The following is a 15606-nucleotide window of genomic DNA, read 5'->3' as shown; positions in this document are numbered from 1 at the left end:
CCTCCTGTTCAATCTGTAGTCGTTACGAATTTATTGAGTAATCTGTTGTTTGGGTAACTGGAGGAGCCGTTTGTTGTTCCTCTTGGTACAATTTTTTATCCCACATTCTGAAGAATGGATAATAAATTCCCATTGCAATCAAGATGTTGATGCACATTAAGACAGCGCCTCGCCAATCTCCTGTCGTTAATAAGCCTGATATTGGAGCAGGTGTCGTCCATGGAACAATTAAGTAAGGACGACCTAGCCTTGCTAACTGCCGTTGTGTGACCTCATTTATTCGTTTCAACTCTCGTGACCAAAGAAATTCAAAATATATTCACAATCTAGCCATTTCATTTCTGAATACCCTCGATAATATTCCGCACAACTGCTCCATGGCCAATCATTTACACACCTAACCATCCGCGCTTTGAGTGGATTGTACCGCATGACGGTAAGAAGGTATTTGAACCGATCTTCAAAGAGATGACCTAAGGTACGATATTTAAAATGATAGGTTTGGACAAAGCTTATGGCGATGCGTTTTAACGTCAGAAATATTTCTTCATTTCCTTCCTTTAACAGCAGATGAATATGATTGTTCATAAGGCACCACGCATAGCATTTCATATCGTACAAGAGGGCATATTTTTCAAGCGTTTTAAAAAACCGAATCCGATCTTGATCATCATGAAAAATTTCTTTGCGATTGGCTCCTCTAAAAGTGACATGATAAATCAACGTTTTGCTTCTAAATCTAGTAGATAAAGATCGGACAGAAGTAAGGAATATAGTGGAGATTCAGGCTGTGTAAAACGGAATTAGAAAATGTTAGAAAAAAGTCAGGCATGTTACTAAGATAAGATTAGGGAAGGGGGAAATCATCTCTTAGGGGATTTAATATAGTGGGCAAAATATTCGTTCTATAAAAAATTATTCGTTCCCTTTTAAAAATCTCCTTCATTAGATATTATGTTATATTTGACACCGCCAAGTTAATCAAACGTTTGTTTAACTTGGCATTTGCCTATCTTTTGCAAGATTAAAAAAAGGTTAAAAGGACGATGGCGCTGTTCAGACTACAAAAGGCGAGTCCTTTGTGTTACTTGAAGGATTCGCCTTTTGTTCTTTGACGCTTATTTCTAGTTTTCACTTTATAATGAATCATGAGAACCGTCCCTGTGATTCCAAATGGAAGATTCTACTGATTTACTTTTTAAAAAAGAGAAAGAAGGTTAATAAGGTTTTGAATTGCGTGGTCATCTAATTCATTAAAAAATTAAAACACCAGGTGACCAATTTATTAGCTTGGCTCACCTGGTATTTTATATGTTTTCACTAGTTTTAAACCGTCCCCGTGATACCTATTTTTTACACGATTACTCTTATAAAGTTTGATACAATTTTTCGGCTTTATGCATTTCTCCTAATAACGGATTTTCATAGTCGCTATAGCTATCCAAATATGCCCTAATACCACCAACAATATTAATATCTTTGATGTCTTTATCATTCTCTAATATGTCCAGTGCATCTTTATATCTTTTATAAATAAGTTGTAGTGCTCCACTAGTAATTTTATTAGAATAATTATTTTCAAGATGGTTTAACACAACTTTAATTTGTTCGATTAACTGCTTTTTCTTGTCCATTATATCCTCCTACCTACTAGGAACCTCTCTAATTTCTTTTATCCATTCTGAAGGCCAGCCCTGTGGTAATAGTACTTGATCTGCATCACCTTTCAGTAGTGCTCCCGTTTTTGTATTTTGTTCCGCAACTCTACCAATATTTAAAACTTCACCCTTTGGTACTTCAATTACTGCTTCATATTGTCTAGAATTTTTCCAATCTGGTAGCAAAGCAGTATTAACCTTAGCATTTATTCTATTTACTGCTGGAGTAGTAGTTACAAATGAACCATTAATTTTGGCCACACCACCATACGTTCTATATAATGATATGTCTTTTTCAGTAATTACAGTTCTATAATTACTTTCTTTAAAAGATTCACCTATCCATTCTGGTAAATTTGCTTTCTCAATTACTTTTACGTCATTATCAATTGCTGTTGAATATTCACCATGGATTTTTAACCTTTCTGAACTCCTAGCAACTATATTTCCTTTACTAACACTATTCACAATATTGTTAGTAGAAGACTCATATGTGTTCTTTATTAATGAGTTTACTCCACCAACTCCAGCTGGCGATAATTTCTTTTCAATAGGCAACTGATAACTATTAATATTTCTACCAATCTCTTTCAAATTTACTCTTGTCCTACTAAGAGATCCCTTTATAGTAGCACGATACGTTTGCTTCATCACTTTTTGGTTAGCTTCCGGATGAACCGTATGCTTGATACTATTCATCTTAGCCGTGCCGCTTTTAGGTACACTCAACTTCGCCCCAGCTACCATCGAAGCCAGCCCTAAACTACTCAACCAATGCTCTTTCGAAAAATCGTCTCCTGGATTTACCGCACCTTTCACCAGATCCGCTCCACCACTCGTCAAGTAGTTCACAAAATCATAAGGTGAAGCAATAGCTTTATCAGAACGATCGTCCATTGCACTAACAGCACCTCTTACGCCGTCAAACAATCCGGAGGTAAGGTAGTTACCAAAGTCATAGAGAGAATCCATTTTCTTTTCGCCACGCTCTTGAAAGCCAGCCCAGAAATCAGTACCAATCTCTTTAAAACTATTAACCGATTCCATAAAAGGATTCTCATTTTCCTCAACACTTGCTTCAACTTGCTGTGAAGTGTGCTCTTTCTTCACGCTAGTGGCTTCTGCTTGGCTCGCAGAAATCGCTGAATAAATATCACTCGAATGAAAAGATGCCGCATCGTAGTAGATCGATGAAACCTGATTCCCCTGAGTGGAGGCATTAATTAGTTCACTGAACAAAGCGGTAAGGACTTGCTCATCGCTTTCCAACATCGTGTACTTACTCGTTAGTTCTTCATCAAATTGTCCAACGCTCTCGATCGTCTTTTCTCTTTTCACCTTTGCTTCATCAAGCTGTTGATCGACATCGTTCCGAGAAAAAACTTCCAGTAGTTGAATGTCGCTGATACGATCGAAAATTCGTTGCAAATCCTCCTGCTGATCAGCAATCATTTCTCTAGCTCTACTTTCGCTATTCGATAGCTCACCTTCTAAAAAAGGAAGCTCAACTGTTTCGTTTTCAAGATTTCTGGACGCAGCCCCTTCAGCAGATCTTCATGAAGAGATCACGACGTTATTGAAACGGAAAATCGCGGGAGAAGAATTCAATACCGAGCCAAGAATTGATGTCATTATTTCCTTTTTACAGAAAGAAATTGATGAATTAGAAGCCTATACAAAAAGTTTAGACTTTGAGTCAGAGGATCCAACGGAACAATTAAATGAGCTTTTCAGGAGTACGTTAGAAGAGGTGTGGAGCGGGGACGCTTCGTAACCAGTTCAAAAGAAATGACTCTATTAAATAAGGAAAGAGCATAACATCTACACAAAAAGAGCCTTAGAAGCGATTCTAAAGGCTCGTTTTGCTTTCTATAATATTAAGCTGGGCTCTTACTTCAACCTTAATTCATCCATCACTTCATCACTCACCGCACTCGTTCCACCAAGAATATAAAGCTTTTCTAAATTAAGTTGCTTATAAGCTTCTTTAGTCGTTGTAGGAACGCTGTCCTTCTTTACAAGAAGAGAAACCGCATCTCGTTTTGCCGCGAGGACGGATCCTGTTAGCGCGTCAGCAAATTCGTAGCCGGTTGATACGATGGCAGCATTGCCGCCGTAAGTTGTTGCCATGATCGCCGCTGTTTCGAAACGGTTGGCACCACTTATACGGCTAGCATGTGGAAGATGGGAGAAAACATCCTCCGTGACAACGGCTTCTCCACCTACTACGATGGTTTCATCAATTCCCTTTAAAGCAAGGGAAGTAGACGATGGAAGCTGGTCCTTCTCTGTTAATAAAATGGGATAGCCGTTTTTTGCAGCATAAGAAGCAGCAGCGAGGGCATCCGCGAAAGTGAGACCGTTCGCAATAATAGCCTTATCAGGATTGCCATCAAGACGAGCGGCAATATTCGTTGCCGTATCAAAACGACTTTTGCCACCAATCCGTTCGACCTCTAACCCGAGTCCCTGTAATTGATAGTCAACGTAAGAAGAAAGGGCTGAAGATCCACCAAGAAGGATCGCGTGTTTTGCTCCTAATCGTTCAATCTCCTTCTTTACTTCTTTATTCAAGTGATCAGTCGATGTAAGTAAGATCGGTGCATCTTCTTTATAGGCAAGCGGAGCACCTGCAAGGGCATCCGCAAATTCATCACCTCTCGCGATCACAACGGTATCAGCATTTTCCCAGCCTTCCTTCGAAACTTGTACGGCTGTTTCGTAGCGGTCATTTCCAGCAAGGCGCTTTTCACCAAGTAGACTTTCAATCTCATAGGCTGCTACTGTGCCACTCACTTCATGGGCGGCAAGAAGCATCGCCTTTCCAGTAGGACTATTTTCTGCAGACACGAATTTGATTCCTTCAGGTGCACTATCTCCTTGAACAGACTCATCTTCTGCCGAAAAATCACGACTGCTAAAGTACGTCACAAACTCTGGCTGTTCAGGTTGATCGATATCGTATACCATAATCCCACCCTGGCGTTCTAACCCGATAAACGCGTACTGTTTGCCATTAACTTTGCCAACTTCTGCTGATTCTGGTTCAGGTCCCTTGTCATCACTACGACTTTTAAAACCATTGTCATCATTATTGGAATTAAAGTACTCCGGTAAAGCTTGAGAAGTGATTTGTTCAAACTCATCACCACTGTCGTAAAGCTGTTCGAAATTCTCTGTTTCATAAACGGAGAAAGAGCGAGCACCATAACTATAGAGCGCTTCATATTCCCCTTCTTTATTCAATCCATTAGCAGTCGTCACGTTTAATCGACCTAATTGGTCCTCATCCCACAAACCGTCAGCTACTAGCTGATCCAGTTCTGCTTGAGTATATCCTTCATAGTTGTCCGCATTCAGTTTGATCGGATGCCCTGTGTCCCTTTCGAGATCTTCAACACGAGATTCTTCCGAATAGCCATCGTAATCTCTCGCGTCTCCTTCATTTGGTGTAAGGAGATAGTTTTTACCTTCCACCGTGTAGAGAGCAATGGCATCGGGCTGATACATGCCGAGAACAGGCATCGGTTTAATATCGATTTCATCCGATTTGTTTGATGCATCTAGCCCATTCCCTTCAATGGAATGATCTTTAAAACCGAGGCTATTGACACTGGTGATGGTTTGCGTTTCTAAATCAATTTCTGCAATCGCATTATTTTCTTGTAAGGAAACATATGCTTTTTGACTATCATCTGTTACCTGTATGTATTCAGGTTCAAAATCTTTTGCCGCTGTCGCATTTGGCCCAAACACTCGAACATCTTCATCGATCTTCTTTTCATCGAGAGCGTCAAAGTCAATCGTATTTACTTTTGCTTCCTTGGGACCTTTGCTGACGTCGAGTACAGAAACACTTCCTTCAGGATCGATCGTATAGTCGTCATTCGGCTCTCCTTCATTTGCAACAAGAAGTTGTTTGCCATCTGGTGAGAAGGTCACCATATCTGGCAAAGCACCGACCTCATACGCTTTCATAAAATCACCATCAGACGTGAACAGGGCAATCATTCCTGGATCTGTTTTTTCTTCCGCTGGTATGGCAACGGCAACATATTCTGAGTCAGGGTGAACCGCTACGCTCGTTACATCACCTGGGACGAATGCGCCTAAATCGATGTCTGTGAGAGATACTTTCTTCCACAGCTTGAGTTCCTTTTGTTCTGGAGCTGAAGACAAATCCAAAATATCTAAAGACTGATCCGCTCCATTCACTACAAACGCGCGCTGATGCTTTTTATCATAATCGACGATCTCAGCGCCACCTTCATCAAGTGCTGCGCCACTTTCATATCGGCCTAACAAAGAAATACTTAAATCCTCCTGCTCGGTATAAGTCGTCAGTTCCTTCTCAGCGAATGAAGTGGATGGAAAAGGCATAACAAGGGATAGGAAAACAATTGTTGCGAGTAACGGGGTTTTTTTCAATCTGATTTCCTCCTAATGAGTATGTCTCTTTCATACTCTGAAGGAAGTTTGTTTAGGGAGTTCGAAAGCATTTTAAAAAAACTGTAAATTCTGGAATCACCGGAAATCGGTGGGGGAATCGGCGGGACGGTTCTCCCGATTCACGCCCTAAAAATCAAAGTCTGCGAAACACCCAATATTCTCGCCATCTGCCGTTGCGACACCCCTTTTATTCGCTTCACCTCCCTTATCAACAGGTCTCTCCTATCTTTAGGAAGGCTCTTTACCTGAGCGATTTCCACTACACCAAGACTGCTTTTTATGAGGTCTCTCGCTTCATCGTCGGTCAATCTTCTTTTCTTATCGTTTACATCTTCTAAACAACAATCATCAGTGACTCGTTCATTAAACTCCTTAAAATGTCCAATGGCTAAACGGCGATCAAAACCATAGAGGTTCAGGATATAATCACAATCTAACCACTTCGTTTCTGAATAACCCCGATAGTATTCCGAACAACTGCTCCATGGCCAATCGTCTATACTCCTAACCATCCGCGCTTTCACTGGATTTTGATGAATGTAGCGCACTACGGTAAGAAGGTATTTGACCGTCTCCACATTTTCACTTTTAAACCGATCTTCGAAGAGATGTCCTGATGTACGATACTTAAAATGATAGGTTTGGACATAACTTATGGCGAGGCGTTTTAACGTAAGAGAGATTTCTTCGTTTCCTTCCTTTAACAGCAGATGGATATGATTGTTCATGAGGCACCACGCATAGCATTTCAGTTCGTACAAGAGGGCGTACTTTTCAAGGGCGTTAAGAAATCGAATCCGATCATGATCATCATGAAAAATTTCCTGACGATTAGCTCCTCTAAAAATGACATGATAAATCGATGTTTTGCTTCTTTTTCTTGCTTCTCGTGGCATGATTACTCTCCCTATTCTATTTGGCGAGACGGAATTTTTAAAATCACTGTCCGAGCAGGTTGGTTTTCTATACTGCTCTAATCAACGGAGATGGTTGAGATAGAGTTAGGTTACGCGAGGATGAAATGATTATCAGAAGAGACGTCTTGGATATAAATCTAGTAGATGAAAATGAAATCAAAATTTGGAATGAAAATAAGTTAATTAGTGGTAGGTTCATACTTTGGTAAAACGGAGTTAAGAGTTGGAGGAAATGAAGTCATGGTACTTAGATAAGAGTTATTATGGACTTAGGATTTTAATTCATTTGCAAGATCACCTCCTGATTATTTCTAGCTCGTTAACATATTCTTTTTGCTTGTAAAATTCCCTTCATCTCTATGAAGATATTAGGATAAAGCTGTATATATCCAGTTAATCAAACGTTTGTTTAAAGGGGATTTGCTATGTTTTGAAAGTTATTAAGAACTTTGTCGTTGCTCTTACCAAAAAAGGTGAGTCACTCGTTAAATACGAAGGACTCATCTTTTTTCTTTGACTCTTATTTCTAGTCTTCACCTTATAATGAATCACACGAACCGTCCCGTTGATGCCCCGACAATGCCAGCGATTCCCCACCGATTCTCATTTACCGGTTGACAATGAGAATCATTCTCTATATGATAATGATGGAATGATAACGATTACTACATAGAAAATAGGGGGAAATCAAACGTGTTAAAGCATAAGATTTTGTATTTATTTCTTGCACTAGGCCTTGTGCTAGCTGCTTGCGGACAATCAAATGAGAACTCTACCAATGAAAGTGCTTCTGATGAAAATTCAGAACAAAATAGCACGGAAAAAGCGGATGAAGAGAATGGTGATGAAAAAGAAGAAGATGCTGATTTCATTTCTTCATTTGAAGAAGGTAAAGCCGAGCTTGAGAAAGCTTCTGAAGGTGAAGAAGTTGACTATCAGGCTGTGATTGATCTTTATAATAACGATTTAAAACCTCTTGTTGAGCAAAGAGAAGGTGACATGGATCAACAGATCTCTTCTGCCCTAGAAGCTGGAAAATCTGGTGACCTTGATGGTGAAGTTGTGAAACAAATTTACGATAAGCTGATGCAAAAGGTTTTCTATTTAACGGTAAAGCATGAGTTTGATGAAGTGAAAGAAAACTGGGGCAATACAGAAGAAGTGAACAAAGAGATTGAAGAAGCGAAGGAATACTATGAAGTGTTAAAAGGAACAGTCGAAAAACGTGACGCGGCGTACGATACTTCCATGGTTTCTCAAATCGACGGTGGTTTTAGTGACATGCAAACCGCTGTTGAAAACGATGATAACCTTCAGTTTGTACTCGCTACCCAAATGGTAGATAAAACGTTGATGAAGACGTTCTACCTTGCAACCGGCGCTCTTCCTGAAGGGTATGCAACAAAAGCTGCTAAAGAAGCAAAAGAAGATCCTGAGCACGCTCGTGTGGAACAAGCTGAAGGTTGGGCATTCTATCAATCAATCTCAAATTACATTACGAACCACGCTGAAGAAGATGCAGCACTAATCGAGAAGAATTTCAGTCTTGAAAACGATGTAGCTGAGATCGATCCTGAAGCTGTCAATCATGCGTTTATTCGCGGCTTCTCGAAAGTAGCTCTTCATGAATATGAAGAAAGCGAAGAAGAATGGGGAGAAGATAAATCCACGATTACTGCTCTAGAAGGTGCTCTCTTCATTGATATGATTTCAAGCGACATCACGCGCATGGAAGGCGAAGAAGCTTACAACACCCTTTCTGCCCATGCTCAGTCTTATCTAGAAGCTGTTAAATCAGATGAAAAAGAAAAGGCAATGGAAGAGCTGAAAGAAATCAAAGAAACGTTGAATATGGTTATTGAGAAAGCTGAATAAATGTGTAAAAGTACCTGTTTCCTTTTTGGGAACAGGTACTTTTTATTATGAGGCGGTGCATCGCTGGCATCGCTGGGACGGTTCTGTTGATTCCACCACATAAATAAATTGCATCATGAGAACCGTCCCAGCGATTCACCAGCGATTCCCCCCACCACCGATTCCTACTGCAAATCAACACGAATCATTCGATCTCTCCAAAAGTTAACCGTATATTGCAACTGCAGTTTTTCATCATCTTTCGGCTGTTCGAATACGACGGTCCCTTCTACAGTTCCGCCTGGCACAAGTTCACCATAATGCAATGCAGTATCTTCATGTATGCTGGAAAATGATTGTTGAAAAATCTGGCCTTTCGAGTTACTCATCTCAAAATCATAAGGGTTATAAGAGATTTCTTTTTTCGAGTTATTTGTAATTTTGACTGAAACAATGACATATTCATCACCAGATTTAAGATTCGAGTATTCATTCCCGTTTGATTTCTCCACCTTTATAACCGTTAGCTCCTTATCATTCATTTGAACAACATCGCCTACTTTGTAAACTTTATCTTTCTCTTCCTCCTTATTGCTGTCAGCCGACTCCATTGTCCCAACGGTTTCTACCTCAATTCCACTTTCTTCTTCACTAGGAGGTGAAAATACGGTAAAGAAGAAGATGCTAGCAAAAAGGATTTTACCCACCCATGTAAGACTAACAAGTATGAGAGAAACGACATTCTTAGGTCCTTTCTCATGATTTGAATAGCTTAATACAAGGAAAACAGTCGCCGTAATCACAAGAAGCCAACCTATGATTGGAATCAAACCCAATACAAATGAACAAATCGCTAATACTAAGGCAGTAGTAGCATAGTGTTTATTTTTCATTTCGGCTGACAAATAACCACCCCTCGATCTTGTATTTAGACGTTTATTCCGTTATCAATGTTTCTGCTACCCTTTTCCTAAAATAACGCAATCAAATGATATAGAATACGCTACTTGATTTGTCCATATTCTCAGAATCGCTGGAGAATCAGTGGAATCAGTGGGACGGTTCTGTTGATTCACTTCCTTATCCCAAAACAAAAACCAGATGAACGAATCTCAAATTGACTCGTTCATCTGGTTTATCTGATATTCAAATCTTATTTAATGTGAATCGCGAGAACCGTCCCAGCGATTCCCCAGCGATTCGATTCACCCGCGATTCCCCTCCTCGCTCTCTCCCTCCTGCTTCGATGCTGCAATCTGTGCGGTAGCTGTTTCAATAATCGATTTTTCCATTTTCTTCACTTCTTCCTTATGATCCCTTCTAAGTGAAACAAAGAGCGCTCTGCACATGAGAATCATGATAAAGGTAAAGGGAAGGGCTGAGATGAGGGAAGCGGTTTGGAGTCCTTGAAGACCACTACTAATAATGAGCACAACAGATATCGCGGCGATAAGTGTACCCCAGACGATCTTCGACGCCATTGTCGGGTTCATATTTCCTTTCGATGTCATCATCCCTAATACAAAGGTAGCTGAGTCCGCTGAGGTAACCAAAAAGACAGCGATTAAGAAAATAGAAAGACTTGATAAAACCGTTGTTAATGGAAACTGTTCAAGTGTGACGAATAGCGCACTCGTGACATCGTTGCTGACGGCAGCGGTAATCGCCGTACCACCAAATAAATCCATGTTCAAGGCCGCTCCGCCGAAAACAGCAATCCAAACCATCGCAATAAATGGAGGTACAATGAGCACACCGAAGATTAACTCGCGAATCGTTCTACCGCGAGAGATTCGCGCAACAAAGGATCCGATGAAAGGCGACCATGCGATGACCCATGCCCAGTAGAAAATGGTCCAATCTTTGACCCACGATCCACCCTGATAAGGGGTCATGTAGAAACTCATCTCCACAAAGTTCTGAATGTAATCACCGATCGCAACGGTAAAGCTCTCGAATATAAAGACAGTGGGTCCAAGAATAAGTACAAAAAGCATGAGTCCTAGAGCAAGCCCCAGATTCAGGTTGCTTAAGTATTTAATCCCTCGATCAAGTCCTGTTGTGGATGAAAAGAGATAGAGCACAAGGAGAATTCCGGTAATAATCAGCTGAACACCTGCATTCTGTGGCAGGTCATACATATAATTCAAACCACCGTTAATTTGAAGGATTCCCATCCCAAGTGAAGTCGCAACGCCCATAACGGTGGCAATAACAGCAAGTGTATTCACGATCGTTTTCCAGCTCGCCTTTTTCTTTGGTGTTTTCACCGTAATCGTTGAGCTTATCAGCGCTCCTCGATCTTTTTTATATTGAAAGTAAGCCATCACAAGTCCAACAACGGTAAAAACAGACCACTGGTGGATGCCCCAATGAAAGAAGGAATAGCGCATCGCTGTCCGAGCCGCCTCTTCCGTGCCTCCTTCAACTCCGAGACCAGTAGGAGGTGTACCGAAGTGAGTCATCGGTTCGGCCACTCCCCAGAAGACAAGTCCCACGCCAAATCCTGCGCTAAAGAGCATGCCAATCCAAGTAAAATAGGCATATTTAGGACGTTCATCTTCTTTACCGAGACGAACTTTCCCATGCTTACTTAGAGCTAAATAGAGACAAAATAAGACGAAGAACATAACCGCAATGAGGTAAAACCAGCCAAATGCATTCGTAGTGAAATTGAAAACCGATCCTGCAATCTTCGCAAACCCGTCTGGAGCTGCAGCACCCCAAACGACAAACAGTGTAATGACAAGCGCGGATACCCAGAAAACTGGATTTCTGTAATTCGAACTCATACGCTTCTCCCCTTCATTAAATGGATTTGTGATGCGGATCGTGCTTGCGATTCTATCCTTAAAGGGTAGTACCCCCTCTTTCAAATCCACTCAAAATCAAGTCGTTCAACTAGTGGGGCACTGCCTCTTAAGGACAGAAGAGTTCAAAACCATCAGAGAAGGAATTCCTTCTCTGATGGTCGTGTTCTACGCCTTCATTCGGTGTTTCAACTTAAAGCTAACGACGCGTGGCTCAGTCATTTCCAGAATCGAACTCTTTACACCTTCTCGTCCAATTCCTGAACCTTTGATCCCTCCGAAAGGCATACCGTCAATTCGATAATCTGAGCTATCGTTAATCATCAGTCCACCAACTTGTAGCCGGGTGATCGCTTCAAAAGCATTCTCGAGATTTTCAGTAAAAATCCCCCCATGTAGCCCATAATTCACATCATTTGCAAGATCAATCGCTTCATCTAAATCCCTTACAGGATAGAGAAGTACAGCGGGTCCGAAAATTTCCTGCTTTGCGATCATACAATCCTGAGGAACGTGCGTCAGGACAGTTGGTGTATAATAAGCCCCCTCTCTCACACCACCAGCCAGGAGTTTCGCACCATGATCCAATGCCTCCGCTACCCACGATTCCACTCGCTTGGCTTCTCTTTCATTGATCATTGGTCCCATATCCGTCGTTTCAAGCATTTTGTCACCAACAGATAGAGCCAACGTCTCTTTAACAAACAGTTCTTCAAAAGCGTCATAGATCCCTTCCTGAATATACACGCGTTGCACGCCGATACAATTTTGCCCTGCTGCCGAAAAAGAGCCTGAAACGGTTGCCCTGACAGCATGTTCGAGGTCCGCATCATTCAATACGATGACCGGGGAATTCGACCCTAGCTCCATACTAATTTTTTTCAAACCTGCCTGATGTGTAATCTGCTCACCTGTTTCCAAACCACCGGTAAATGAAATCATTCGGACGTCCGGATGTGTGACAAGCACGTTTCCAATCTCATTCCCTCTTCCGGTAATCACAGAGAGCACTCCGTGAGGAAGGTTTGCATGATCAAAGGCTTCTGCTAGTAGAAGCGCACTAAGCGGGGTCACTGTAGCAGGTTTCACGATGATGGCATTGCCCGCTGCGATCGCTGGTCCAATCTTATGAGCCACGAGATTTAACGGATCATTAAATGGCGTGATTGCTCCGATAATGCCAACAGGGAAGCGGAAATAGTAACCAAGGCGATCTTCGCTACCGGGACGCTGATCAAATGGAATCGTTTCACCGTTAATTCGCCTTGCCTCTTCAGCAGATAATTTCAACGTTTCAATACAACGCTGCACCTCTCCCCTTGCTTCTTTGATCGTTTTGCTACCTTCCATAGCAATCGTTCTCGCAAAACGCGTTCGATTTTCATCGACATACTCAGCAGCCCTGTGAAGAATCGCCATTCGCTTATGAACGGGAAGCTCGGCAGCGATTTTCATGCCTCTTTTCGCTTCGTCAATGGCTAGATGCATATCTTCAGCAGAAGCAGAAGGAACACTGCAAATAAGTGATTGATCATGCGGATCTAACACGTCAATCTTTGCCTCTCTCATCGTCCATTTCCCTGCAAGGTACATGCCCTGAACAGCCGTTTGTGTTGTCATCCTCACATCCATCCTTCCCATTAGGTTGTGACCGCTTTTTTCTCCCGATGAAAGTGAATTAAATCGATTAATAGCGAGAAGCCCGTTTCTTTAATCCCAGCTCCTGCTCCTGCTAGCGTGATAGGACCCGCAAGACTACACTCATACGTTATTGCGTTCGTCGCCCCGCTGATAGAAGCAAGAGGATCCGTAAGCGGTAGCCGTTCTGGTCCTACGGTTGCAATGATGCCTTCCTTTCCTTTCTTTAGCGTTCCTAACAGCTTCCAGCGTTCCCCGTTTTGCTTTGCCTCCACGATATCCTGAGTCGTAATATGACTCATTCCCTGGCACGCGACTTCTTCTACAGTAAGGGAGCTACCCATCACGTAATTCGCTAGAATAACCACTTTATATCTAACATCGTATCCTTCAAGATCATTCGTTGGATCAGCTTCTGCAAATCCAAGATCCTGTGCTTCTTTTAAAGCAGCGTCAAAGGATAAACCCTCTTCCATTCGCGTTAACATGTAATTGCAAGTTCCATTAAAAATCCCTCTTATCTCAGATATCTCATTTCCAGCAAGTGTTGTACGCGGCATTCTAAGTGCAGGCGTTCCGCTCATCACTGTTCCTTCGAACCCAAAAAACACCCCGTTATCTTTCGCAAGCTTACTTAATTCACGATACGCTAGCGCAATTGGCCCCTTATTCGTTGTAACCACATTTTTTCTTGATAGAAAAGCCGCCTTACAATGATCGATCGCAGGCTGACCTGTTCTCACATCCGTAAACGTTACTTCAACGATCGTATCCGCATTTGATTGTTTGATCGTTTGAATACTATCAAGTCCTCTGATGAGTCCAGGTTCTTCTGGATAAGAGTGAAGCGATCCAGTCGACTTTAACGTCTCATGCACGACTTTCAGATTTAGTCCTTCTGGATGATAAAGCGAACCCTTCATCATATCCGAAATGGCCACTACTTGAAGCTCCAGCCCTTCCTTTTTTAAAAGTTCTTCACCCTGGTTTTGAATGATATCGGCGAGTCCTTGACCTACTCCCCCAAAGCCAATAAAGGCAATGCGATGCGCCACTTGTGACACCTCCCCTTAGATTGATTTCAGCATTTCGTGCGCGGTTTTCGTTAGTAGCGCTGTTCCAATCGGAAGACAGCGTTCATCAATATCGAAAATAGGGGTATGAAGCTCCCTACTGGTCCCGTCTGGTATGGCACTACCAAGGAAAAACATTGCGGCCGGCACTCGCTCTGCCATATAAGCAAAATCCTCACCGCCTAGACCAAATGGTCCACGTGCTATTTCTATATTTGGATCTAACTCTACCGCTGCCCTTTCAATGATTCGATTCACTTGAGCTTCATTTCGAAGAGCTGGCTCGCCATGTTCAACATGAAATTCATACGTTCCACCAAGTACTTCTGCAACCTGAAACGCTTTCTCAAGCTCCAGGGTCAAGCTCTCCCTCGCCTCTGCCGAATACGATCGAAACGTTCCAACTACCCTGACTTCATCAGGAATAACGTTGCTAGCACTTCCAGCATGAATCTCCCCGATGCTTGCAACGGCTGTCTCAAGTGGGGATATGCGACGATTCACAATGCTATAAAGGACCGGTAGCACAGAAGATAACAACCAGATTGGATCTGACCCCATATGCGGGTATCCCCCGTGCCCTCCTGAACCAGCGATCACTCCCTCAAAGACGTCGACATTTGCCATGCTTTCTCCATCATTTACTTGAATGACACCGACTGGTTGCCAGGGACATACGTGAAGCGCAACAGCAGCTTCAACATCGTCTAACACGCCATCCAATATCATGTAAGAAGCACCTGAAAGCCCGCTGTCATCCGTTGCTTCTTCAGCGGGTTGGAAAATCAGCTTCACCGTACCTTGAAGACTTCCATTACGCTGATCCTCAACTAATAGCTTTGCAACGCCTAGCAACATGGCGGTGTGGGCATCATGGCCACAGGCATGCATCACGCCATCATTTTTCGATCGGTAAGCGTGAGTGCCTGATTCCTGAATGGGAAGGGCATCCATGTCTGCTCGAATCGCAATAGTCGGTCCTACTCCACTGCTAATAGTCCCAACCACGCCAAATCCCCCGCACGCTCTAATATGAGTGACACCTAAATCACGTAGCGTCGTCGAAACGAACTTTGCCGTTTGCCTCTCTTGAAAGCTAAGCTCGGGATACGCATGTAGCGTCCGTCGAAACCTAACTAACTCTTCTTGCATCGCCTCCGCTCGTTCCATTTCTGTATGCTCCGGAGCCATGCTCGTCCCTCCTTTG

The 15606-nt window shown here is 42.4% G+C and carries 12 protein-coding genes and 1 pseudogene; 2 read left to right on the top strand and 11 right to left on the bottom strand.

The genetic code is table 11. From position 1 onward, the window contains the following. Positions 1-22: 22 nt before the first annotated feature. The 4 genes and pseudogenes from LC090_RS02165 to LC090_RS02150 form a co-directional block, all read right to left on the bottom strand. Positions 23-289, bottom strand: coding sequence for a hypothetical protein (locus LC090_RS02165; RefSeq protein WP_226654829.1), 267 nt, complete (start codon positions 287-289; stop codon positions 23-25). Next, the gene (locus LC090_RS02160; protein WP_226654828.1) at positions 286-723 is read right to left on the bottom strand and encodes a transposase; all 438 of its coding nucleotides are present in this window, start codon (positions 721-723) and stop codon (positions 286-288) included. The genes LC090_RS02165 and LC090_RS02160 overlap by 4 nt, the downstream gene beginning before the upstream one ends. 644 nt (positions 724-1367) lie before the next feature. Next, positions 1368-1634 (bottom strand): hypothetical protein, encoded by a 267-nt coding sequence (locus LC090_RS02155; protein ID WP_226654827.1) that lies wholly within the window; start codon positions 1632-1634, stop codon positions 1368-1370. A gap of 9 nt (positions 1635-1643) precedes the next feature. Continuing rightward, positions 1644-3167, bottom strand: a pseudogene (locus LC090_RS02150) (T7SS effector LXG polymorphic toxin); the annotation flags it as partial. On the opposite strand from LC090_RS02150, the gene LC090_RS02145 reads away from it, so the two are divergent. Beyond that, positions 3106-3432: a DNA polymerase beta superfamily protein gene (locus LC090_RS02145; RefSeq protein ID WP_369522711.1), complete on the top strand. Its 327-nt coding sequence runs from the start codon at positions 3106-3108 to the stop codon at positions 3430-3432. The pseudogene LC090_RS02150 and the gene LC090_RS02145 sit on opposite strands and share 62 nt — an antisense overlap. Before the next feature lie 116 nt (positions 3433-3548). Here the strand turns inward: LC090_RS02145 and LC090_RS02140 are convergent, their stop codons facing one another. Both LC090_RS02140 and LC090_RS02135 read right to left on the bottom strand, forming a co-directional pair. Beyond that, on the bottom strand, positions 3549-6086 hold the full coding sequence (locus tag LC090_RS02140; RefSeq protein WP_226654826.1) for a choice-of-anchor I family protein: 2538 nt from the start codon (positions 6084-6086) through the stop codon (positions 3549-3551). Between the two features lie 140 nt (positions 6087-6226). After that, the gene (locus LC090_RS02135) at positions 6227-7003 is read right to left on the bottom strand and encodes a transposase (protein WP_226654825.1); all 777 of its coding nucleotides are present in this window, start codon (positions 7001-7003) and stop codon (positions 6227-6229) included. Between the two features lie 714 nt (positions 7004-7717). Here LC090_RS02135 and LC090_RS02130 point away from each other — a divergent pair. Further along, entirely contained in the window at positions 7718-8899 is a 1182-nt protein-coding gene (locus LC090_RS02130; RefSeq protein ID WP_226654824.1) for a hypothetical protein, read from the top strand. A 164-nt stretch (positions 8900-9063) separates the two neighbouring features. On the opposite strand, the gene LC090_RS02125 is transcribed toward LC090_RS02130, so the two are convergent. The 5 genes from LC090_RS02125 to LC090_RS02105 all read right to left on the bottom strand — a co-directional run bounded on the left by LC090_RS02125 (position 9064) and on the right by LC090_RS02105 (position 15590). Next, a complete protein-coding gene (locus LC090_RS02125; RefSeq protein WP_226654823.1) occupies positions 9064-9783 on the bottom strand; it encodes a DUF4352 domain-containing protein in 720 nt (239 codons plus the stop codon). A gap of 300 nt (positions 9784-10083) precedes the next feature. Continuing rightward, the gene (locus LC090_RS02120; RefSeq protein ID WP_226654822.1) at positions 10084-11670 is read right to left on the bottom strand and encodes a BCCT family transporter; all 1587 of its coding nucleotides are present in this window, start codon (positions 11668-11670) and stop codon (positions 10084-10086) included. A gap of 186 nt (positions 11671-11856) precedes the next feature. After that, on the bottom strand, positions 11857-13308 hold the full coding sequence (locus tag LC090_RS02115; protein WP_226654821.1) for an aldehyde dehydrogenase family protein: 1452 nt from the start codon (positions 13306-13308) through the stop codon (positions 11857-11859). Positions 13309-13328: 20 nt separating this feature from the next. Next, positions 13329-14381: a homoserine dehydrogenase gene (locus tag LC090_RS02110; protein ID WP_226654820.1), complete on the bottom strand. Its 1053-nt coding sequence runs from the start codon at positions 14379-14381 to the stop codon at positions 13329-13331. Positions 14382-14396: 15 nt separating this feature from the next. Continuing rightward, positions 14397-15590, bottom strand: a complete 1194-nt coding sequence (locus LC090_RS02105; RefSeq protein WP_226654819.1) for a M20 metallopeptidase family protein — start codon at positions 15588-15590, stop codon at positions 14397-14399. Positions 15591-15606 lie beyond the last annotated feature (16 nt).

This window comes from Guptibacillus hwajinpoensis (assembly GCF_020524165.1).
In the GTDB taxonomy this organism is placed as follows: domain Bacteria; phylum Bacillota; class Bacilli; order Bacillales; family Guptibacillaceae; genus Guptibacillus; species Guptibacillus hwajinpoensis_D.
The sequence above is the reverse complement of the archived record's forward strand: the minus strand, read 5'-3'. Positions and strand labels throughout refer to the sequence as shown.